The following is a 20,174-nucleotide window of genomic DNA, read 5'->3' as shown; positions in this document are numbered from 1 at the left end:
TGGGATTCTATATTAACCGGACTTGATTATTTTAGCAAGGGAAAACGCCAGGTCTAAAAATAGGATTTTTGAATTGGCATTCCTTTCCAAATGATAATGTGCGTCATTCAAAAGGGTGTATATTTTAGTCAATTTTTCATCATTGAGAACCGTACTGCTAAATTTCACAATAAACTCCCTGTCCGTATCATTGGTTCGCATTAGGTCGGGTAGCTGGGCACGATTTAATAGCGATTCTCTGATTACATTTACGCCTGTCAGGAGAAGGGATTTTTGGGCTTCCTTTCCGGAGGCACTGACTTGCTCCGAAAACTGCAGTAACGAAGTAATGTCCACCGAATAACAATCCCGTAACCAATCCCTGAATAGCAGCGTATTTTTGTCTTCCACATTTTGGGAGAGCAATACCGCTTCGCGCATATTGCCATCTGCCAGCGGGGCAATTTGCTGGGCAGCTACGGTGTTTGACAAGCCTGATTTTACCAGAAAATTCTGTATTTCTTCGTCCGAGAAGTTTCTTACGTGGATTTTTTGGGTTCGGGAGAGGATGGTTGTCAGCAGGTTTTCATGTTGCTGGCTTACCATTAAAAACAGGGTTTTGGCCGGCGGCTCTTCTAGAATTTTCAGCAAAGCATTTGCGGAAGATAAATTCATGGTTTCCGGAGCCCAAATCAACATCATTTTATAGCCCCCTTCAAATGATTTTAACGAGAGGGTTTTTACAATTTCTTTGGCCGCACTTTTGGAAATACTCAGGGGTTTATTAATTCCTAAATGGGCATTCCAATCCTGGAAATTGCCATAGGTTTTTTCGCGAACAAAGGATCGCCAGGAAGTCAGGTAGTCGGTTTTTCCTTCTTCGCTATCTTCCTTTTCTTTGCCCTTTTTTTTGGAAGGAGCGGGAAGGGGAATCGTAAAATTCACATCCGGATGAATTAATTTCTCCATTTTCAGACAAGAAGGACACTTTCCGCAGGCATCGGATTCCCCCGGATCTTTGCAGTTAACGTAGGTCGCAAGTGCTAATGCAAGGGAAAGATTGGGGCTGCCCTCTTTTCCATGAAATAGGAGGGCATGGGCGAGGTGATCATTTTTGATAGCATTAATGAGTTTTTCCTTGGTGTCTCCAAGTCCCGGAATCGATGAAAAAAGCATGGTTTTTTTGAGTTAAAATTCTTTGTCCCAGATGCGGTAAGGTCGGGTTAGTTCAAATACCCGCTGTAGGATGGATCTCTCTTTCTCATCAAACTCCATTCCTTTAAAAGCCATTGCTTTTTGTGCAGTCTCTTCAAACCGCATCAGTTTAAACGTGCTAAAGCCTGCAGAGCCCCCCCAGGCAAAAGAGGAAACAAATTTTCTGGGAAAACCCTCTCCAAATAAATTGGCTCCCACGCCTATAATCGTTCCGGTATTCAAGGTCGTGCCAATGCCTAATTTGACATGATCCGCTATCATGGACCCGCAAAACTGGAGCCCTGTGTCTGCAAAACCACCTTTGGTATAATCCCAGACTTTGACCGGCATGTGATTGTTTTTTAGGTTAGAAACTACGGTATTGGCGCCGAAATTACACCATTCTCCCACCACACTATTGCCCATGTAGCCATCATGGGCCTTGTTGCTATGCCCCATAAAGACTACATTGGATACTTCTCCACCAACTTTACATTTGGGACCTACCGTCGTGTTTTCCCGAATTTTGGCTCCCATACTCAAAGTGGCACCCTCACATAAAGCGAACGGTCCCCGGATCAGGCACCCTTCCATTACTTGAGCATTTTTCCCAATATAGATGGGACCATTTGTGGCATTTAAAACGGCTGCCCTAATTTTTGCTCCCTTTTCTATGAAAATATGGGGCTCATTATACAAGTGGGTATGGGGGTCGTCCGTACCCCAGGAAACCCTTCTTTTTGTCAACAGGTCAAAATCTTTCTGAATCTCCCCCCCATTCGATTGAAAAATATGCCAATTCCTGTTTATCAACCGAATATCCTTCTCAAAAACCACCTTCTTTTTATTAGGCAGGTGATCCGGTTGAAATTGCTCGGGTTTTTCCAGATAAGTGGCCAATAGGGTGTCCTGGTGCCAGAGGGACTCGTTGTTTTTTAGTTCGAATATGGCTGCCAACAAATCTTCATCGGGACAGACTGCGCCGTTGAGGTAAAGGGATGGGACCGTCAAGGCAGGAAATTTGGTTTGCAAATAATCCTGGGTAAGGTGGCCTACCTGTTTTGCCTGCAAATGGTGTTGCCACTTTTCGCTGATTTTCAAAATTCCAATCCGAAGGTCCGCCACGGGTCGGGTAAAAGTGAAAGGCAAAAGATTTCCCCTACTTCTGGGGTCATCAAATAACATGATATGATCCATATCACAAAAATAAAAAAGTCTACCGGAATAAAGCTTCCGGTAGACTTATTCTCAGGCGATATCCTGAAATATTTATTTTTTCTTGTACCTTCTGTTGAATTTTTCAACCCTTCCGGCAGTATCCAGCAACATTTTCTTACCGGTGTAAAAAGGATGCGATGCAGAACTTACTTCTACTTTTACCAAAGGGTAATCTTTGCCATCTTCCCAGGTGATGGTTTCACCAGTCTCAATGGTGGACTTGGTGATGAATTTATAATCGCTGGAAGTATCAAGAAATACTACGTCTCTGTAATTGGGATGAATTTCTTTTTTCATTGTATAGCCTGTTATTTTCTTCTTCTTCGAATTGAGGCACAAATTTACCCCTTTTTATAATTTTCTCCAAAACATTCGCTTTCAAATATAAAATACTTCCTTAATTTTAAGCCAATCCCGAATCATTCAGCCAATCAGTTGCTTGTTAGGGAACTCGATTTGAAGGATTTTATTCATCGAATGCAGGTAATAAACCAAACTATTTCTTTTATGAGAGTGCTTTTTTTTAGTTTTTTCGTCGCATTTTTCCAATTATCGGTAACCCTGGCCCAAAGTCCTATGCTGCCCTACGATCGGGATTATTACAAACTTATCGAGCGGCTGGAAATCAAACAGGGATTTTTTGCTGAAGCATTTCATACGGGGGTGAAGCCATTCAGCAGAAAGGAGGTGGTTGCCTTTTTGCAGAAATACCAGAAATCAGCCCCGTCCCTAACCGCAATTGATGCGTTTAACATTTCTTACTTGTTGGAGGATAGTTGGGAGTATACCTCCGATACCCTTATTGGCTCTCCACAAAATAACAAGCGAAAGATATACCAGCGACCCGCAGACTTTTACTCGTACAAAGATGAGGCATGGGATATTCATATCAATCCCGTTATTTATTTTCAGGCGGGGGTAGAACAAGGAGAAGATAACCTGCGATTCCGTAATACCAGAGGAATAACCCTAAGAGGGAATATTGACAAAAAAATAGGATTTCAAACCTTGCTTACTACGACCGATTTGGTTTTCCCTTCCTGGATCAAGAGATACGTACAGCAGCATGGAGCCATACCCGAACAGGGTTTTTGGAAACGGTACGGAGATAATGGTTATAGCTTCTTTTCAGCTCGGGGTCAACTCAATTTTAATGCCACCCGGCATATTCAGGTCCATTTTGGCCATGACAGCCATTTTGTAGGACAAGGGTTTCGATCTTTTGTGCTTTCGGATTTTTCAAACCCCTTTGTTTTTCTAAAGCTGAATACCCAAATAGGGCCCGTCAATTTCACCAATCTTTGGGGGCAGCTTACGGCAGATATCCTAACCGCCGGTGGTTTTCCTACAGATGGCAGGTACCCCCAAAAGTGGTTTTCTTTCCATCGGTTGGGGGTAAATGTAGGCCCTAGAATTAATGTGGGCATCTTCGAATCGGTAATGGCCAGCCAGATGGACTGGAATTACCTTAATCCGTTGATATTTTACCGTTGGGTGGAGCATCAGTTAGGAACTCCGGATAAGGTCATGGTAGGCACGGATTTCAAATGGCATCCAGCCAACGGAATTCAGCTCTACGGACAATTTGTCTTGGATGAATTTGTTTTTAATGAGTTTTTTGGAATTTCAGGTAAAGGGTCCAGCCGAAACAAGCATGGGTTCCAACTTGGGTTAAACTACGTATCGGTAGCCGGCATCGATAATCTGGATTTGCAATTGGAATACAACCAGGCCAGACCCTATACGTTTCAGGAGAAGTTTGATTATCAATCCTATACCAACTACCGGATCCCACTTACCCATCCCCGGGGAGCCAATTTCAGGGAATTTATAGCGCTGGCCAGGTACCAACCCCTGCCCAAACTCAGCCTAAACGGAACCTTTCTCTACCAGATGCAAGGACGGGATCCGGCACCCACTGATAATTACGGCGGAGATATTTTAAAAAGCAGACTGGAAAATAGCACTTCACTGTTTGGTAATGTCATTGGACAGGGAGAAAAAATGCATACCCGTATGTACACGATCCGTGCCTCTTACATGCTTCGTCACAATTTATTTCTGGAGTTGTCACAAACCTTACGCCGGGACACAGGGGTAGCGTTTCCTACCTCTGATGCGGTATTGTCCCAGTTGGCTCTCCGTTGGAATCGGAGCCGTTTTGACCCGCACTTTTGAGAAGGATAAAAAAAACCTGGCGTCCCATACCCGGTAAAAAATTGTAAATTGCCCCCTTTATTGATAATATCTTTTATGGAGACCTACCTTCGTATACTTGCCTATGCCCGACCTTACAGGCGGTATTTTCCTCAATATGTGCTGTATGCATTTCTAGCCATTGTTTTCGGGCTTTTGAATTTTACTCTGCTAAAGCCTCTTTTTGATGTGATTTTTGAGCAGGTAGGGCCAGAGGAGCTGCAGGCTTACAGTGAACGGCCGGAATTTTCCTTTACCATTCAGTATTTCATGCACCTTTTTAATTATTATTTCCTGGAGATAGCCAATGCCTATGGGAAATTTGGTACGCTGGTATACGTATGTGTAATTATTGTCATTTCGGTATTCTTGAGTAATCTTTTTGCCTACTTGTCAGGGGTTGTATTGGCAAAGGTAAGGGCCGATATCATTCAGGGAATGCGCGTTCGGATTTTTACTTCAGTCAGCAGGATGCACCTGGGGTATTTTTCTACAGAAAGAAAAGGAGATCTCATTTCCAAGATGACCAACGATATTCAGGAAGTGGAGAATAGCATCGTGCAATCCCTGAGAGTGGTATTCAAGGAACCCGTAACGGTAATCCTCTATTTTGCGGTATTATTTTTCATGTCTGTACAACTTACCTTGTTTACCATCCTGCTTATTCCTGTTTCCGGGGCAATCATTGGCTACGTAACCAAACGATTGAAAAAGTCTGCTGAACAAAGTCAGGAATCCCTTGGTAGGATCGTCAATATTTTGGATGAAACCATTGGAGGCATGCGTGTGGTCAAGGCCTTTGGTGCGCGAAAATTTGTGCAACAGAAGTTTGAGGCAGAGACAGGTTACTATGCATCAGTAAACGTATCCATGGCCAGGAAATATGAATTAGCCTCCCCCATAAGCCAATTCCTGGGGGTAACGGTCGTAGCCGGAATTCTCCTTTACGGGGGTAATCTGGTATTAACGAATTCTTCAAGCCTGAGTGCCAGTGAGTTCATTGCCTATATCATTTTATTTACTCAGGTGCTGAATCCCGCAAAGGAAATATCCAGGGCAGTCAGTAGTATTCAGCGTGGATTGGCTTCTGCACGTAGGATTTTTGCTGTAGTGGATGCAAAACCTGAAATAAATGAAATTCCAGCAGCCTTGCCCCTGGCTCAATTTAATGATTCTGTGGAGTTTCAAAATGTGGGTTTTGCCTATCAGGAGACACCGGTATTAAAAGGTATAAATTTTGTGCTTAAAAAGGGAAAGACCATCGCTCTGGTTGGGCCTTCTGGTGGAGGAAAATCGACCCTGGCGGATTTGTTACCCCGATTCTACGACCCTACGGAAGGAATGATTACAATAGACGGGAAGGATATCAAATCCCTGAAGATTTCTGACCTGCGGCATCTCATGGGGATAGTTACCCAGGAATCCATCCTTTTTAACGATTCCGTTTACCAAAACATCGCCTTTGGAATGGAGGGTATTTCTCAGGAAAAGGTGGAAAAAGCGGCTACCATAGCCAATGCGCATGATTTTATCATGAAGCTGGAGCAAGGCTATCAAACCAATATCGGGGAAAGGGGGACTAAATTATCCGGTGGGCAGCGCCAACGTCTGAGTATTGCCAGAGCTGTTTTAAAAAATCCAGCTATTTTAATTCTGGACGAAGCCACCTCAGCACTGGATTCTGCATCTGAACGATTGGTTCAGGAAGCTCTGGCAAAACTAATGGCTAATCGGACCTCGCTTGTCATCGCTCATAGATTGAGTACCATACAGTATGCAGATGAAATACTGGTGATAGAAGGCGGGCAGATAGTAGAGCGTGGAACGCATGACGAATTAATGGAATCGAATGGTTTATATAAGAAACTTTCCCAAATGCAGTCAGTTTAGTATATTGTGTTAACAAATCCTTATTAGAACTCCTATGAAAAAAGTAAATAATATCTTTCAGCTTTTAACCGCATTGTTTTTCGGTGTTGGCCTGGTTTATTTTCTGACCTACGACAGGATGTGGGGAGGAAGTCCGGAAGCAGGAGAAGTGGTTTCCTGGTTTCTTGTAGGTCTGGTTCTTTACCTGATTACCTGGGGTGCGGGTTGGGCATTTTCCAGTAGTCTGGAGAGCAAAATTAAAAAAACGGACCAGGAGAAAAAAGAATTGAAAGCCATGGTTTTTGACCTGGAAAGAGGGGTTAAAATGGGACAAATGGATAAGAAAATGGAGGAGCAACCCGATGATAAGGATTCTTCTTCCATAAAGCCCAGAGAAAATTTTAAATAGTGGGGCCTGTTTTACCATGAGGCAGTTTGTGTTTTTTCATTTCACATATGAAATATGGTAGCTAAAACTTTTGGAAGTGCAGTCTCTGGAGTAGATGCTAAATTGATCACTATCGAGGTAAACGTAGGTCAGGGCACTAGTTTTTTCATGGTGGGGCTACCCGATAGCGCAGTGAAGGAAAGTCAGCAGCGAGTGGAATCCTCCTTAAAATATTTTGGATATCGGATGCCCCGTCAAAAAGTGGTCATCAACCTCGCTCCGGCTGATATTCGAAAAGAGGGATCCTCGTATGACCTTCCTCTTGCCATGGGAATATTACAGGCTTCTGAGCAGGTTGAGTTTCCGGATTTGGAAGATTATTTGATCATGGGAGAGCTTTCTCTTGATGGAAGATTGCGAACGATAAAAGGAGTTTTGCCCATTGCAATTGAGGCAAGAAAACGAGGATTTAAGGGATTTATTTTGCCCAAGGAGAACGCTAAGGAAGCTGCTATTGTAAATAAACTGGACATCATTGGTGTGGAAACCTTGCAGGAAGCCATTCATTTTTTGGAAGGGAAGGAGGAGATTGCACCGCTGGTAACAGATACCCGAAATATTTTTTATAACTCACTGGAAGAGTATGCCTTTGACTTTGCGGATGTTCAGGGTCAGGAGAATATCAAGCGAGCCATGGAAATAGCTGCTGCGGGTGGGCACAATGTAATCATGATAGGACCGCCAGGTGCTGGCAAAACCATGCTAGCTAAAAGATTGCCGTCCATTTTGCCTCCTTTAAGCTTACAAGAGGCACTGGAGACAACCAAAATCCATTCTGTAGCCGGGAAGTTGGGGGCCGAAGCTTCCCTGGTGGCACAGCGGCCTTTTCGCTCCCCTCACCATACGATAAGCGATGTAGCCCTGGTGGGGGGCGGAGGGAATCCCCAGCCGGGAGAAATATCACTTTCCCATAATGGAGTCTTGTTTCTGGATGAATTGCCGGAATTTAAACGTACGGTACTGGAAGTAATGCGGCAGCCATTGGAGGAGCGAAGGGTGACGATTTCCCGGGCTAAAATTTCGGTTGATTTCCCTGCTAATTTTATGCTGGTGGCCAGTATGAACCCATGCCCCTGTGGCTATTATAATCATCCCGACAAAGAATGTGTATGTGGTCCGGGGGTAGTCCAAAAATACCTCAATCGGGTGAGTGGTCCATTGCTGGACCGCATAGACCTTCACGTGGAAGTGACTCCTGTTAACTTTGAAGAGATGACTTCTGATGGAAAGTCAGAATCCAGTAAGTCTATCCGGCAACGGGTTTCGTTGGCCAGGGAACGACAACTTAACCGCTTTACCGATAGTCCAGAGGTTTACTGCAATGCCATGATGCCTTCCCATACGGTAAAGGAAGTATGTAAAATCAATCAAGCCGGAAAGACGCTATTGAAAACGGCTATGGAAAGGCTTGGATTGTCCGCAAGGGCTTACGATCGTATTTTAAAGGTTTCGAGAACCATAGCCGACTTGGCGGGTACCGATGAAATAAGGGTAGAACATCTGGCCGAAGCGATCCAGTACAGAAGCCTGGACCGGGACGGCTGGGCAGGATGAGCTGCATAACGCTTCATTTTGCTGGTCCTGTTAGGAATTTCGTAAGTCATTTCCGTATATTTGTTTGGTAATCTGAACGTTTACATCTTAATACTATCCTCATTAGAAATAGATTTTAGCGGTATTAACAGCAGTTGATTTTATGTGGACCAAAGAACGAAGAATTCAGGAAGAAATGGAAATGGCTAGCTCAACATCGGTTTTTGCCCCCGGTTTGAATATAAAGGGGAATATTGAAGCTACCAGTGATATCCGGATTGAAGGGGATATTACCGGTAACGTAATTTCAAAAAAGAAAGTGATCGTAGGTGTTTCCGGGAAAGTGCTGGGAGATATCCATGGGTCCGAGATTTGCGTTATGGGAGAGGTTTATGGGGATTTGCATATTCAAGGCCTGGCCAGGTTTTCGGCGGAGGCAAAAATGAAGGGAATTGTTTACTCCGAGAAAATTGAAATTGAGGCAGGCGCAGATATGGAAGTAACGCTTTCAAAATTCAATAAAAGCCCGCTTCCAAAAGAGTCGGGGCCGGAAAAAAAGAACTGGGACAAAGTAAAACCAGCCCAAGATTTAATAAAATTGAATCAATAATCGCTACTGTAGTAGTTTCAACCCTTTTTCCAGGTCTTCCAGTAAATCTTCTGGGTTTTCCAATCCTACTGACATTCGGATGAGTTGTTCCGGAATTCCTTCACTTACGCCCTGAATCCTTGATCGCCTTTCGATAAGGCTTTCCACCCCGCCCAGGCTGGTGGCATTAGTGAAATAGTTTAGATGTGCAATGAATCGATCCGCGTCTCTGGCATTTCCTTTGGGAACAAAAGATAACATGCCCCCAAAGCCCTGCATTTGGGAGCTAGCGATGGCATGGCCTTCGTGCGTTTCCAATCCGGGATAATATACCTTTTCGACGGATGGATGCTGAATCAGAAACCGAGCAATTTTTCCGGCGTTTGCCGCATGGGCCTTCATGCGGTAGGGTAAGGTTTTGATACTTCTGGTGAGGAAGTAGGTATCGAACGGGGAAGGTACGGCTCCGGCAAGTTGTTGAACCGCTTTTATCCTTTTCCAGAAGGCATTAATTTCCCCTGTAATTAAGATTCCTCCAATAATATCACTATGGCCACCTATGTATTTTGTGTTGCTATGCATGACCAAGTCGGCTCCTGCCAGCAAGGGTTGTTGGAATATGGGGCTGGCAAAGGTGTTGTCCACTACTACGGTAAGGTCCCTGTTATGGGCGATGGCGGAAAGACGATTGATGTCCGAAATTTTCAACAATGGATTCGACGGGCTTTCGATCCAAAGCAGACGGGTGTCGGGACAAATAGCTGCTTCCACTAATGCTGGCTCGGTGAGGTTTATGAAATCAACTTTGAGTTTGTCCTTATATACGGTCTCTAGCAAGGATTTTAATCCGTGATACATATCGTCGGGGGCGATAATATGTGCACCGGCAGGTAAAGCCTGGAAAACAGCGTTTGCGGCAGCATTCCCGGAAGCAAAAGCAGCTGCGTCCAGGCCTTTTTCCAGTGCAGCCATGACATGCTCCAGCGATTTTCGGTTGGGGTTTTCCAGCCTGCCATAAAGCATGGATTCCTCCTGATGTTCGTAAGTGGAGGAAAGTGTAATGGGTTGGATTACGGGTTTTAAGGAGTCTGTAACTGCATTTCCTCCGTGGATGGCAATGGTTTCTGTCTTCATTGGTAGTTGCGGTTTAGTTCCACTGAGAGGGCAGGCAGAATTGGCACGGGAACCTCCCTAGCGAATCCTGTCTACGGACCGAATCAGCATTTCGTCTTTTCGGATAAAGCGGTTGGCGATCAAGTTCATGATTAACGCAAAAATGATGCAATAAAATCCCAATACAAAGGCACCACTGACAGTTGGATTAAATTGTTCATTGGCCTTGTAGCTGGAAAATACGGTCAAACCCAGGGTTAGCCCCATCAGTAGGGCATTGATCATGTTCAACATCAGTTGTTTTTTTCGGTTTTTAAACTGGAGCAGGCTGTAGATGGCTAGTGCTGACGCTAAAAGGCACAGAATGCCGATATAGATATTGCCTTCCTGAGAAATAAGGTCTTCCTGGGGCAATTCCAGAATGGAGGTTTGCCAGGCGGTCATTTCCATGGTCTGGTTTTGCATGGGGCTGACTTGAAGCCAAATGGGGGTAAGCGTAGCCACAATCATGGCGATGGCCACCAGTAACAGGAAAAGGGTTTGAATTCGTTGGATCATATTTTAATCTTTTGACAAAGAAAATGGGTTATTTGATTTTTCGCAAGGAATACCCCAATTCCGCTTTGAAATAGGGGTATATTTTTATCTTTGCATTTGAAATGAGCAACAGGTTCCGGTATTTTATAGAAATTGCCTACAATGGTTCCGCCTATCATGGATGGCAAATGCAGAAAAATGCCGTATCAGTGCAGGGATGTATTCAACAGGCATTATCTACTTTGTTTCAAAGTCCCATTTCCATAATGGGTAGCGGCAGAACAGACACGGGAGTGCATGCCTACCAGCAATTTGCCCATTTTGATCTGGACTTTGAAATTTCAAAAATGGATTTTCTAAAAAGAATAAACGGATTGTTGCCCGATGACATTGCCATTTTTGATTTGCGGCCTGTGCAGGAAAATGCGCACGCCCGATTTGATGCGCAATGGAGGAGCTATTCATATCATATTTCCTTTCGTAAAGATCCTTTTTTGTTGGGTAAGGCCTGGCATTGTTATTATGATTTGGAGGTAACCTCCATGCAGGAGGCAACAAAGGTTTTGTTGGAGTATAAAGATTTTCAGTGTTTTAGCAAGATAAAAACGAATGTAAAAACCTTTGACTGTAAAATAAATAATGCGTCTTGGGAACAAACCGACCATGGATTGGTATTTCATATACAGGCAAATCGATTTTTGAGAGGAATGGTCAGGGCCATTGTGGGTACATTGGTGAAAATAGGCAGAAACCATCTAGATGGAACAAGTCTCTCGGGGATAATCGAAAGTAAGGACAGGAAACAGGCCGGTGTCGCAGCGCCAGCTTGTGGGCTGTATTTAAATGAGGTAAGGTATCCGGAAAGAATTTTTAAGTAAATCATTGACCAATTGGGACTGGAAAAAGAAAATGTAAAAAGTGGGGACATCATCGACACCAAAGTGTTGAAAAAGCTCTATCAATTTGTCACCCCTTACAAACAACGGTTTTATTTTTTGGTCGTGCTGACACTTTTATTGGCGGTATTGGCTCCTAGCCGTCCCTTGCTTATACAGATAGCGATAGATGATTACGTGGCCCTGGGGGATGCAGATGGGCTGTTGACCATGATGTATTATTTGGTAGGTCTTCTGGTATTACATGCCTTGGTTCAGTTTGGACACACCTATTTATCAGGTTGGTTGGGGCAGGTGATTATCCGTGATATCCGGACCAAGCTCTACAGGCATTTGCTGAAAATGCGCTTGAAATATTTTGACCAAACCCCGATTGGTCGCCTGGTAACGCGGAATATCTCTGATGTGGAGACACTTTCAGATGTGTTTAGTCAGGGATTGGCAGAGATTATCGGTGATTTGCTACAACTGGTATCCATTCTGGCCGTCATGTTTTATGTGGATTGGCAACTTACTTTAGTGAGCCTGTGTACTTTGCCCCTATTGATTATCTCAACCTATGTATTCAAGGAAAAAGTAAAAGTTTCCTTTAATGATGTCCGGAACGCGGTATCGAACTTAAATTCCTTTTTGCAGGAACACATTACAGGCATGAATATCATTCAGGTCTTTAACAGAGAGGAAAGGGAATACGAAAAATTTAAGGCCATCAATAAAGAACACCGTCGGGCACATCTCAAATCCGTTTTGTACTATTCTGTATATTATCCGGTAGCAGAGATTATTCAGGCCATAGGTATTGGGTTGGTGGTATGGTATGGAGCTACGGGTGTATTTGATATGCAGATACAGGTGGGCGTATTGATTTCCTTCATCATGTACCTGCAATTGTTTTTCCGTCCGATCAGAATGATTGCCGATCGGTTCAACACCCTTCAAATGGGAGTAGTAAGTTCTTCGCGCATTTTTTCTATTCTTGAAAATGATCAACAAATCCCAAATGAAGGAGGATACGCACCGGAAAAAATCAAAGGAATAATATCTTTTGAAAAAGTCTGGTTTGCTTATGACGGGGAAGATTGGGTCTTGAAAGACATTAGTTTTGATGTGAAGCACGGGGAAACCGTGGCACTGGTAGGAGCAACTGGTGCTGGAAAATCATCTACCATCAATCTGATTAGTCGTTTTTATGATATTAACAGGGGGCAAATTAAAATTGATGGGCAGCCGGTATCATCTTTTGAACTTTCCACTCTCCGAAGGCACGTAGGGGTGGTATTGCAGGATGTGTTTCTTTTTTCAGACACCATCCTCCAAAACATTACCCTTGGAAATCCGGATATTTCACGGGATCAGGTAATGCATGCGGCCGAATTAGTAGGGGCTCGAAAATTTATAGAGCGCCTGCCCGGCGGGCTTGATTATGATGTAAAGGAAAGAGGGGGAACCCTATCTGTGGGGCAAAGGCAGTTGATATCGTTTGTTCGTGCCATGGTATACGACCCGGAAATCATCATTTTGGACGAAGCAACCTCATCCGTGGATACCGAGACAGAGGAACTTATCCAGCATGCCATCGAGAAAATGATGAAGGGCAGGACTTCCATCATTATTGCCCACCGACTTTCTACCATTCAAAAGGCCACAAAAATCATTGTCTTGCATAAAGGAGAAATCAAGGAAGAGGGCTCTCACGAGGCACTTTTGAAGTTGGATGGCTATTATTCGCAACTTCACCAGATGCAGCTTAAGTCCATGGTAATTACCTGATTGATTCCTTGGGAAAAAATCAAAAAAAAAGTTTGGTATTCAAGTATAACTTTTGGGAAGTTCGGGTCGTTGGAACGGCAAGTAAGATTCTTTATCAGTCAGCTATTAAATTATGAAACATTTGTTTATTGCCTTGTTTATGCTTTTAGGTTTTCGGGGCTTTGCTCAAGAGTATGAAGTGGGATTAAGGTTGGGTGAGCCTTACGGGATCACGTTTAAAACGCCGATCCATCAAAACTATTCGGCGGAGGTTGTTATTGGAAGGGGTAGTTCAAATACCATCCAGTATTACCGTAGGTCGTTTGAAAATAACCGACCGGTAAGTTCGGCCTTGTATGATGGGCAGCAGGTTTCAGGGGCATTTTCAGCCCAAGTAAGGATGGCCTACGAAGAGTCATTAAATGGCGAATTTGACATAACGGAGGGTAACCTGATTGGGTATGCCGGGGCCGGGGCACAACTTAGGAGCGTTTCGGTTACCTATTTTTACCATACCCCCAATTCAGGAGAAGGTGCTGCGGATTTCAGGGAATCCAGGTCCAATGTGGATATAGGTCCTGAGGGCTTTATCGGTTCTGCTTATTATTTTGAAACCCTCCCCTTGGGAGTTTTTGCAGAACTGGGTTTATTCATGGAAGTATTGGACAGGTTTGGTCATCTTAAAGTCCAGGGAGCCATCGGTGGCCGCTATGTATTTGGGAAATGAGTAAGGGAGGCAAACTAGTTATTCTATTTCTCGTCTTTTTGTTCCTGGTTGGAGGTGGTTACTTGTATTTGGGAGGATGGAAGAAAACTGAATTCGAACTAATTCCTTGCCAACCCATCCTCTTGGCAGGATTGGAATTCCGTGGAACTCCCGGGGACGAACGCCTGGGGAAGGTTTTTCAACAAGTAGAGTCGTTTAGGTTTGAGTCTCCTCTTCATACCATCTATTTTGTAGAACCATCAGGGAAAAGGGACACCTTGCATGTTTTTGTAGGAATTGAAGTAAGAGAAGGGGTGCCCGAAGAATGGATTCAAAAAAGGGTGGATTGCAAAGAGGCAGTCAAAGCTAGCCTTAAGATGCACCAGTGGGTAATGCCGTCCCCTGAGAATACGAAACAACTTATGAGCGATTTTGCCAGCTCTAAAGGACGTAGCCTTGATGGAATTTTTATTGATAAGATTATTGACCGGGATTGGGTAGAAGTATGGGCACCTCTTAAGGATTAAAGAACCTGAGCGATAGCGTGGTTGGTTTAAAATGGTTGCTGATCTTTTGCCAACCGAGTAGGTATCACGAATTTGAAATCGCCTGTTGTAAAATACTATTGATGCTCGCATTTTGGGATTATGGTATGATTTTAGAGATAGTGTTTTAAGTTTTAATCATATACCAGAAGAAACTATGGAAAGAAGCAATCATTCAACAATCATTCGAAAACTATTTTTGATTACAACGGCAGTCCTTCTCTGGAGCTGTGAAGGACCGATGGGACCGGAAGGCCCTCCCGGCACTCCTGGTCAGGATGGTGTCAATATCGTTGGAGAGGTATTTGAAATAATCGGAGATTTTACGCAAGAAGGTAATTTTGGATTGAGTGGAGAGTATGGATTTGAAATTCTGGAATCCGACAAGGTGCTGATTTACCGGCTGGCAGATGTGGATCAGGAGGGGAACGATATTTGGAAACTCATTCCTCAGGTGGTGTTTCATCAAAATGGTATTTTCACCTATGATTACGATTTCACATTTTATGATTATTCCATTTATATGTCAGGTGAGTTCGATTTGAATTCATTGGAAGCGGGTTTTACAGACGACCAAATATTCAGGGTGTTAATTGTTCCGGCAGACAGGATTGATCTCAGGATGGATTATTCCGATCACTACGGAGTCCTAAAGATGCTGAAAGTAGATGAAGAAGATATTCCAAAAATTCATTTAAATTAAACCTTCGGTCCTAAAATAGGTTACTTATTTGGCAGTTTACAGTTTGTGTAGACTGCCTTTTTTTTTATTTGGTATTGGATATACAAAAATTACCCTTTATCTTTCATTTAAAGCAATATAAACGTATCTGGTAAATTAAGATTTATGAAAAAGATTTTATACATAGCAACAGTTTTGGTGGCAATTTTGGCATTGCCCTCATGTGAGGGTCCGGAAGGACCGCAGGGCCCTCCAGGTCTTGACGGTGTAGACGGTGAAGACGGTGAAGATGGGATTGAAGTACTAAACCTGGTATTTGAGGGGACGGTTACTTTTTCAGAAGAAAATGATTTTGCCATCGGCTCGCAATTGGAATTATCTCCAGGCGACAACCTGCTGGTTTACCTGGAATGGGCTCAGGTAGAGGAAAACTCGTTGTGGCGTTTATTGCCGCAAACCGTTTTTTTTGGTGAAGGAGCTACATTGACATACAACTACCAGTATACCAATACGTTTTTCAATGTTTTTATGCAAGCCAATTTTGACCTTAATGAATTAGAGGCTGATTGGAAGGATAATCAACGGATTCGGGTTGTCCTACTTCCCGGGTTTTTTGTAGAGGAAAACGCCCGGGTGGATTTTAGTAATTTTGATGCGGTCATGGACTTGATAGGAAAGGATGAAAATGACATTCTACCTTTGGACCTCAAGTAGGCGTATCCTACACTAGTTTTCTAGTGAAAAAGCTTCCTGATATATTAAGGAGGCTTTTTCATTTTCAGGTGTTTTTCTTTTTTGGTTCAACTTGGTTTATATTTGCCGCATGCAAATTAAGAATGATTTACTGTTACGCGTAATAAAGGGAGAAGCTGTAGAACGAACTCCGGTATGGCTGATGAGGCAGGCTGGAAGGATCCTTCCGGAATACAGGGCCGTGAGAGCGAGTGTGAGCGGATTTGTGGAGCTCGCGCAGACTCCGGAGCTGGCTGCTGAAGTCACCATTCAACCGGTAGACCTACTTGGGGTTGACGCGGCAATCATTTTTTCAGATATTTTAGTAGTACCGGAGGCCATGGGGCTTCCCTATGAAATGGTAGAAAAAAGGGGTCCCTGGTTTCCGAAAACCATAGGTAGTGCGGCAGATTTAAAAAATATCAGAGTAGCAGATCCCAAAACCCACCTTCATTATGTACTAGAAGCCATACAGATTACCAAGAAAGGACTTAACGGGAGGGTTCCTTTAATTGGTTTTGCGGGAGCCCCCTGGACCATATTTGCTTATATGGTGGAGGGGTCTGGGTCTAAGACCTTTTCGAGGGCTAGGGCTATGTTATACCAAAATCCGGCCCTGGCACACCAACTTCTTGATTTGATCACCAAAACCACCATCAAATACCTAAAAGCCCAAGTGGAAGCCGGGGTAAACCTGGTCCAGATTTTTGATAGTTGGGCCGGTATTTTACCTCCCTACCACTACAAGGAGTTTTCACTGCCTTATATAGAAAAAATCTGTGAAGCAGTCACTGAAGTGCCGGTTACAGTGTTTGCCAAAGGGGCCTATTTTTCCTTGAAAGATTTTTTGCATACTCAATGCGACACCGTAGGACTGGACTGGAATATGGACATAGGGGAGGTTAGGCGTATTTTTAAGGAAGAAAAAACCCTGCAGGGCAACCTTGACCCAGCCGTCCTTTATGCTCCCGACGAGACCCTTGTAGCTAAAACCCGGGAAATGATGGTTCAATTTAGCGGTAGTCGACATATTGCTAACCTGGGGCATGGGGTGTATCCGGATACCTCACCAGAAAAGGTTCGGCTCTTTATCCAGACTGTAAAAGAGTTCACCGGACAAAAATAAAGTGGAATCACTTGCGATTTTTTTGCATAGAAGTGTTGTTTTAATGGGAGAAGATTGCTTTTATATGGGCATATCCCATTTTCAAGTGTATTTTTTTGTTAGCGAATGAGCTTGCACCTTCATGCAATATCCTTATTATTACTTGTTTATATCGAAAAAGCTAAATACATTTGCTAAAGTGTATTTCATATACAGGAAAGTGAGGTACGGTTTTTAGAAAGGGATATCCAATACAATAATGGAAAAGTTTTTACACAAGGAAACGGGGCCTGAATTTTTCTCGAAAAGGCTTTCGGGGTATGTCAGTCCGGATGGTACCGTCTACCTCACTGATCCAAAAAAACTTTTGGTAAAAAGATTTATAGACGTTGTTTTTTCTACTTTTTTCCTCGTTTTCATTTTATCCTGGTTGTTTCCGTTGATAGCAGTTCTAATAAGAATCGATTCGAAAGGGCCAATTTTATTTAAACAATTGAGACATGGCAAGGGCAACAAACCCTTCTGGTGTTACAAGTTTCGGACCATGATTCGAAATCAGGATGCAGATACCCGGCAGGCGACAAAAAATGATCAAAGGGTAACCAGGCTGGGTAGGTTTTTGAGAAAAACCAGTCTGGATGAAACACCACAATTTATAAACGTATTAATAGGAAACATGTCTGTGATAGGCCCCAGGCCACATGCTGTACCAATGAATCATTTTTTTTCAAATGAAATAAGTAATTACATGTTTCGCCATTCCGTTAAACCAGGGATCTCAGGTTTAGCCCAGGTAAAGGGTTACCGGGGTGAAGTTTTGACTTTTTTTGATATTTATGGTAGGGTTAGATTGGATCACTTTTATATTAAAAATTGGTGCCTGTTTTTGGATTTGAAAATTGTTTTTTGGACGGTATCAGCCGTGATATTTAATAACAGGAAAGCATATTAATTTTTTTTTTGTCTCTGGCATTAGTCCCCGTCGGCGGATTTAGGATCAGATTCCATCGCTTTAAGGGGGACTATATCATTTTGGAATTGCCTGTCTTTTTTATTAATTCCGCTGTAGCCCCACCTGAAAAGTAATGCGCTAAACTAATTTTTAAAGCTAAAAAAACGAATTTTAAATACATAAAAACGAATCTTAATTCAAAATATTTCCCCAAAAGCTTGTGTAGGTGAAATAGAGAGTATATATTTGTAAAAATGTATTTCAGATATATAAAAATGTTTTTTAAACAAAAGGTCAGGTTTAGTGTTGAAAGTAAATATTGTTAGAGATGGAAAATGTTTTAGTGGAGCGAAAATTTCGCCAACCCCTGAGAAAGGGAAATTTTGTAAAAGATCAGCACCGGGCTAAAATCAGAGTACTTTATGGGCAGAATGACAGCTTTCACAAACGGCGCATGAAGAGAGTCTTTGATTTATCGGTGGCTTTGTTCACTACTGTTTTTGTGCTTTCGTGGTTATTTCCCATCATCGGCTTATTGATTAAGTTGGATTCCAAAGGGCCTGTTTTTTTCAAACAGCTCCGACATGGAAGGGGAAATAGGGTGTTTAATTGTTACAAGTTCAGAACGATGGTCAAAAACAACGATGCAGATACCAAGCAGGCTACTCAAAATGATTCGAGAATTACCAAAGTGGGTAAGTTCCTACGTAAATCAAGTCTGGATGAATTGCCTCAGATCATCAATGTACTCCTAGGCGATATGTCCATTGTGGGACCAAGGCCTCATGCTGTCCCTATGAATCTGGAATTTGCAAAAGAGATTGGTGGATTCATGCAGAGGCACCGGGTAAAGCCGGGGATTACTGGGCTGGCTCAGTGCAAAGGCTTTCGGGGAGAAATTTTAAATTTCCAGGAATTGTATTCTCGCTATCGATTGGATCATTTTTATGTCAAAAAATGGTGTTTATTATTCGACATTAAAATCGTCATTGCTACCGCTTTTTCACTCCTGACCAAAAATGAAAAGGCTTATTAAGCTGGAATCAAATAATGATAATAAAAACAGCACAATAATTGATAACAGCATCTTTAAAACATACTAATAGCTTGAAAAATTATTCCTGGTCGTAAAGATCAAAAACTGCGAAGCTTTTGAACAAAATTAGCTTTTGGAATAGAAAAGTTTCCACCACAGTTCTTATTCTTCTGATAATTAAGTAATTTGCAAGGTCTTTATTAGTAGCATGTTTTAGAAGATTATTGTTTCACTTTTTCACCGGAAACAACTAATTCGGTGAGTAAAAACCGACGTAACAGTCTTAAGATTTTATGAAAAAAAGTACATTAGTAAACAGCTTGATTTTTATTTTCTTTCTCTCCAGTATCTTTGGTTGTGCCAAAAGGAACCTGGTCTATTTCAGCGATATTGAGCCCGGCTCTGATTTTTCAACACAAATTACAGATTATCCGGAGCCCACGATCAAGGAAGGGGATTTATTAAAAATAACGGTAAGCAGTTTGAATCCGGAATCAAACCTATTGTTTAACGCGGGTGTGATGTCCTCGACCGAGGGTGACAGAATGATGAATGCTGCTGTTCCCATCAACGAGGGATATCTGGTGGATAAAAACGGGCAAGTGAATTTTCCAGTTTTGGGCATGGTAGTTCTGGAGGGGTTGACGAAGGAGGAGGCGATTGAGAAAATGGCACAACGTTTGGAGGAGTATATTAAAGATCCCATCGTAAACGTACAATACCTCAATTTTAAGATCACTGTAATAGGTGAAGTTGCCAACCCGAATACGTTTACCCTAGATACTGATCGAATTACCATACTGGAAGCGTTGGGATTGGCAGGGGACATGACCGAATATGGGAAAAGAGAGAATGTATTGGTGATCCGAGACGAGGAGGGTGTGAGGAAAGCTGTAAGGCTTAATTTGAATAATCGGGATATACTGAATTCTCCGTACTTCATGTTACATCAAAATGACGTGGTTTACGTTGAGCCGGATAAAATTAAAGCCGTTCAAGCTAGTACAAATCAGCGTTCGTTAGCCGTTTTTGGTTTATTGGCTTCCATTGGAATTGCGGTACTGTTTAACTTACGCTTCTATTTCGAATAAGATT

The 20,174-nt window shown here is 42.8% G+C and carries 20 protein-coding genes; 15 read left to right on the top strand and 5 right to left on the bottom strand.

Annotation, left to right across the window (positions count from 1 at the left end; genetic code table 11):
- Window positions 1-12: 12 nt before the first annotated feature.
- From GKS34_RS10645 to GKS34_RS10635, 3 genes are all read right to left on the bottom strand, one after another.
- Window positions 13-1,155, bottom strand: coding sequence for a DNA polymerase III subunit (locus GKS34_RS10645; protein ID WP_163384797.1), 1,143 nt, complete (start codon window positions 1,153-1,155; stop codon window positions 13-15).
- A 12-nt stretch (window positions 1,156-1,167) separates the two neighbouring features.
- Complete coding sequence (locus tag GKS34_RS10640) at window positions 1,168-2,370, bottom strand: GlmU family protein (RefSeq protein ID WP_163384796.1); 1,203 nt, start codon at window positions 2,368-2,370, stop codon at window positions 1,168-1,170.
- A 72-nt stretch (window positions 2,371-2,442) separates the two neighbouring features.
- Window positions 2,443-2,688: a type B 50S ribosomal protein L31 gene (locus tag GKS34_RS10635; RefSeq protein WP_163384795.1), complete on the bottom strand. Its 246-nt coding sequence runs from the start codon at window positions 2,686-2,688 to the stop codon at window positions 2,443-2,445.
- A gap of 210 nt (window positions 2,689-2,898) precedes the next feature.
- Between GKS34_RS10635 and GKS34_RS10630 the strand changes: the two genes are divergently transcribed.
- From GKS34_RS10630 to GKS34_RS10610, 5 genes are all read left to right on the top strand, one after another.
- Window positions 2,899-4,569, top strand: a complete 1,671-nt coding sequence (locus tag GKS34_RS10630; protein ID WP_163384794.1) for a hypothetical protein — start codon at window positions 2,899-2,901, stop codon at window positions 4,567-4,569.
- Between the two features lie 75 nt (window positions 4,570-4,644).
- Entirely contained in the window at window positions 4,645-6,477 is a 1,833-nt protein-coding gene (locus GKS34_RS10625; RefSeq protein WP_163384793.1) for an ABC transporter ATP-binding protein, read from the top strand.
- 34 nt (window positions 6,478-6,511) lie between these two features.
- On the top strand, window positions 6,512-6,865 hold the full coding sequence (locus GKS34_RS10620) for a hypothetical protein (RefSeq protein ID WP_163384792.1): 354 nt from the start codon (window positions 6,512-6,514) through the stop codon (window positions 6,863-6,865).
- A 54-nt stretch (window positions 6,866-6,919) separates the two neighbouring features.
- On the top strand, window positions 6,920-8,458 hold the full coding sequence (locus GKS34_RS10615) for a YifB family Mg chelatase-like AAA ATPase (protein ID WP_163384791.1): 1,539 nt from the start codon (window positions 6,920-6,922) through the stop codon (window positions 8,456-8,458).
- 142 nt (window positions 8,459-8,600) lie between these two features.
- Window positions 8,601-9,047, top strand: coding sequence for a bactofilin family protein (locus GKS34_RS10610; protein WP_163384790.1), 447 nt, complete (start codon window positions 8,601-8,603; stop codon window positions 9,045-9,047).
- Between the two features lie 3 nt (window positions 9,048-9,050).
- Here the strand turns inward: GKS34_RS10610 and GKS34_RS10605 are convergent, their stop codons facing one another.
- A complete protein-coding gene (locus GKS34_RS10605) occupies window positions 9,051-10,160 on the bottom strand; it encodes a trans-sulfuration enzyme family protein (protein WP_163384789.1) in 1,110 nt (369 codons plus the stop codon).
- Between the two features lie 57 nt (window positions 10,161-10,217).
- Complete coding sequence (locus tag GKS34_RS10600; RefSeq protein WP_163384788.1) at window positions 10,218-10,697, bottom strand: DUF4293 domain-containing protein; 480 nt, start codon at window positions 10,695-10,697, stop codon at window positions 10,218-10,220.
- A 101-nt stretch (window positions 10,698-10,798) separates the two neighbouring features.
- On the opposite strand from GKS34_RS10600, the gene truA reads away from it, so the two are divergent.
- The 10 genes from truA to GKS34_RS10550 all read left to right on the top strand — a co-directional run bounded on the left by truA (window position 10,799) and on the right by GKS34_RS10550 (window position 20,170).
- Entirely contained in the window at window positions 10,799-11,554 is a 756-nt protein-coding gene (truA, locus tag GKS34_RS10595; protein WP_163384787.1) for a tRNA pseudouridine(38-40) synthase TruA, read from the top strand.
- A gap of 12 nt (window positions 11,555-11,566) precedes the next feature.
- A complete protein-coding gene (locus GKS34_RS10590) occupies window positions 11,567-13,342 on the top strand; it encodes an ABC transporter ATP-binding protein (protein WP_163384786.1) in 1,776 nt (591 codons plus the stop codon).
- Window positions 13,343-13,454: 112 nt separating this feature from the next.
- Complete coding sequence (locus GKS34_RS10585; protein ID WP_163384785.1) at window positions 13,455-14,048, top strand: hypothetical protein; 594 nt, start codon at window positions 13,455-13,457, stop codon at window positions 14,046-14,048.
- Window positions 14,045-14,554, top strand: coding sequence for a hypothetical protein (locus tag GKS34_RS10580; protein ID WP_163384784.1), 510 nt, complete (start codon window positions 14,045-14,047; stop codon window positions 14,552-14,554). Before GKS34_RS10585 ends, GKS34_RS10580 begins: the two co-directional genes overlap by 4 nt.
- Window positions 14,555-14,729: 175 nt before the next feature.
- Complete coding sequence (locus GKS34_RS10575) at window positions 14,730-15,275, top strand: hypothetical protein (RefSeq protein WP_163384783.1); 546 nt, start codon at window positions 14,730-14,732, stop codon at window positions 15,273-15,275.
- Between the two features lie 144 nt (window positions 15,276-15,419).
- Window positions 15,420-15,968, top strand: a complete 549-nt coding sequence (locus tag GKS34_RS10570) for a hypothetical protein (RefSeq protein ID WP_163384782.1) — start codon at window positions 15,420-15,422, stop codon at window positions 15,966-15,968.
- A gap of 109 nt (window positions 15,969-16,077) precedes the next feature.
- Window positions 16,078-17,112: a uroporphyrinogen decarboxylase gene (gene hemE / locus GKS34_RS10565; RefSeq protein WP_163384781.1), complete on the top strand. Its 1,035-nt coding sequence runs from the start codon at window positions 16,078-16,080 to the stop codon at window positions 17,110-17,112.
- A 238-nt stretch (window positions 17,113-17,350) separates the two neighbouring features.
- Window positions 17,351-18,043 (top strand): sugar transferase, encoded by a 693-nt coding sequence (locus GKS34_RS10560; RefSeq protein ID WP_163384780.1) that lies wholly within the window; start codon window positions 17,351-17,353, stop codon window positions 18,041-18,043.
- 328 nt (window positions 18,044-18,371) lie between these two features.
- Window positions 18,372-19,079, top strand: coding sequence for a sugar transferase (locus tag GKS34_RS10555; protein WP_163384779.1), 708 nt, complete (start codon window positions 18,372-18,374; stop codon window positions 19,077-19,079).
- 293 nt (window positions 19,080-19,372) lie between these two features.
- Entirely contained in the window at window positions 19,373-20,170 is a 798-nt protein-coding gene (locus GKS34_RS10550) for a polysaccharide biosynthesis/export family protein (RefSeq protein WP_163384778.1), read from the top strand.
- Window positions 20,171-20,174 lie beyond the last annotated feature (4 nt).

Source organism: Cyclobacterium jeungdonense, assembly GCF_010994275.1.
Taxonomy (GTDB): Bacteria; Bacteroidota; Bacteroidia; order Cytophagales; family Cyclobacteriaceae; genus Cyclobacterium; species Cyclobacterium jeungdonense.
This window is presented reverse-complemented; position numbering and strand designations above follow the sequence as displayed.

Bases quoted from the DNA above. Each gene is read 5' to 3' on its own strand.
- GKS34_RS10600 (WP_163384788.1), bottom strand. From the start codon at position 10,697: ATGATCCAACGAATTCAAACCCTTTTCCTGTTACTGGTGGCCATCGCC.
- GKS34_RS10645 (WP_163384797.1), bottom strand. From the start codon at position 1,155: ATGCTTTTTTCATCGATTCCGGGACTTGGAGACACCAAGGAAAAACTC.
- GKS34_RS10570 (WP_163384782.1), top strand. From the start codon at position 15,420: ATGAAAAAGATTTTATACATAGCAACAGTTTTGGTGGCAATTTTGGCA.
- GKS34_RS10575 (WP_163384783.1), top strand. From the start codon at position 14,730: ATGGAAAGAAGCAATCATTCAACAATCATTCGAAAACTATTTTTGATT.
- GKS34_RS10625 (WP_163384793.1), top strand. From the start codon at position 4,645: ATGGAGACCTACCTTCGTATACTTGCCTATGCCCGACCTTACAGGCGG.
- GKS34_RS10635 (WP_163384795.1), bottom strand. From the start codon at position 2,688: ATGAAAAAAGAAATTCATCCCAATTACAGAGACGTAGTATTTCTTGAT.
- GKS34_RS10605 (WP_163384789.1), bottom strand. From the start codon at position 10,160: ATGAAGACAGAAACCATTGCCATCCACGGAGGAAATGCAGTTACAGAC.
- hemE (WP_163384781.1), top strand. From the start codon at position 16,078: ATGCAAATTAAGAATGATTTACTGTTACGCGTAATAAAGGGAGAAGCT.
- GKS34_RS10630 (WP_163384794.1), top strand. From the start codon at position 2,899: ATGAGAGTGCTTTTTTTTAGTTTTTTCGTCGCATTTTTCCAATTATCG.
- GKS34_RS10560 (WP_163384780.1), top strand. From the start codon at position 17,351: ATGGAAAAGTTTTTACACAAGGAAACGGGGCCTGAATTTTTCTCGAAA.
- GKS34_RS10640 (WP_163384796.1), bottom strand. From the start codon at position 2,370: ATGGATCATATCATGTTATTTGATGACCCCAGAAGTAGGGGAAATCTT.
- GKS34_RS10585 (WP_163384785.1), top strand. From the start codon at position 13,455: ATGAAACATTTGTTTATTGCCTTGTTTATGCTTTTAGGTTTTCGGGGC.
- GKS34_RS10555 (WP_163384779.1), top strand. From the start codon at position 18,372: ATGGAAAATGTTTTAGTGGAGCGAAAATTTCGCCAACCCCTGAGAAAG.
- GKS34_RS10550 (WP_163384778.1), top strand. From the start codon at position 19,373: ATGAAAAAAAGTACATTAGTAAACAGCTTGATTTTTATTTTCTTTCTC.
- GKS34_RS10580 (WP_163384784.1), top strand. From the start codon at position 14,045: ATGAGTAAGGGAGGCAAACTAGTTATTCTATTTCTCGTCTTTTTGTTC.
- GKS34_RS10620 (WP_163384792.1), top strand. From the start codon at position 6,512: ATGAAAAAAGTAAATAATATCTTTCAGCTTTTAACCGCATTGTTTTTC.
- GKS34_RS10610 (WP_163384790.1), top strand. From the start codon at position 8,601: ATGTGGACCAAAGAACGAAGAATTCAGGAAGAAATGGAAATGGCTAGC.
- GKS34_RS10615 (WP_163384791.1), top strand. From the start codon at position 6,920: ATGGTAGCTAAAACTTTTGGAAGTGCAGTCTCTGGAGTAGATGCTAAA.
- truA (WP_163384787.1), top strand. From the start codon at position 10,799: ATGAGCAACAGGTTCCGGTATTTTATAGAAATTGCCTACAATGGTTCC.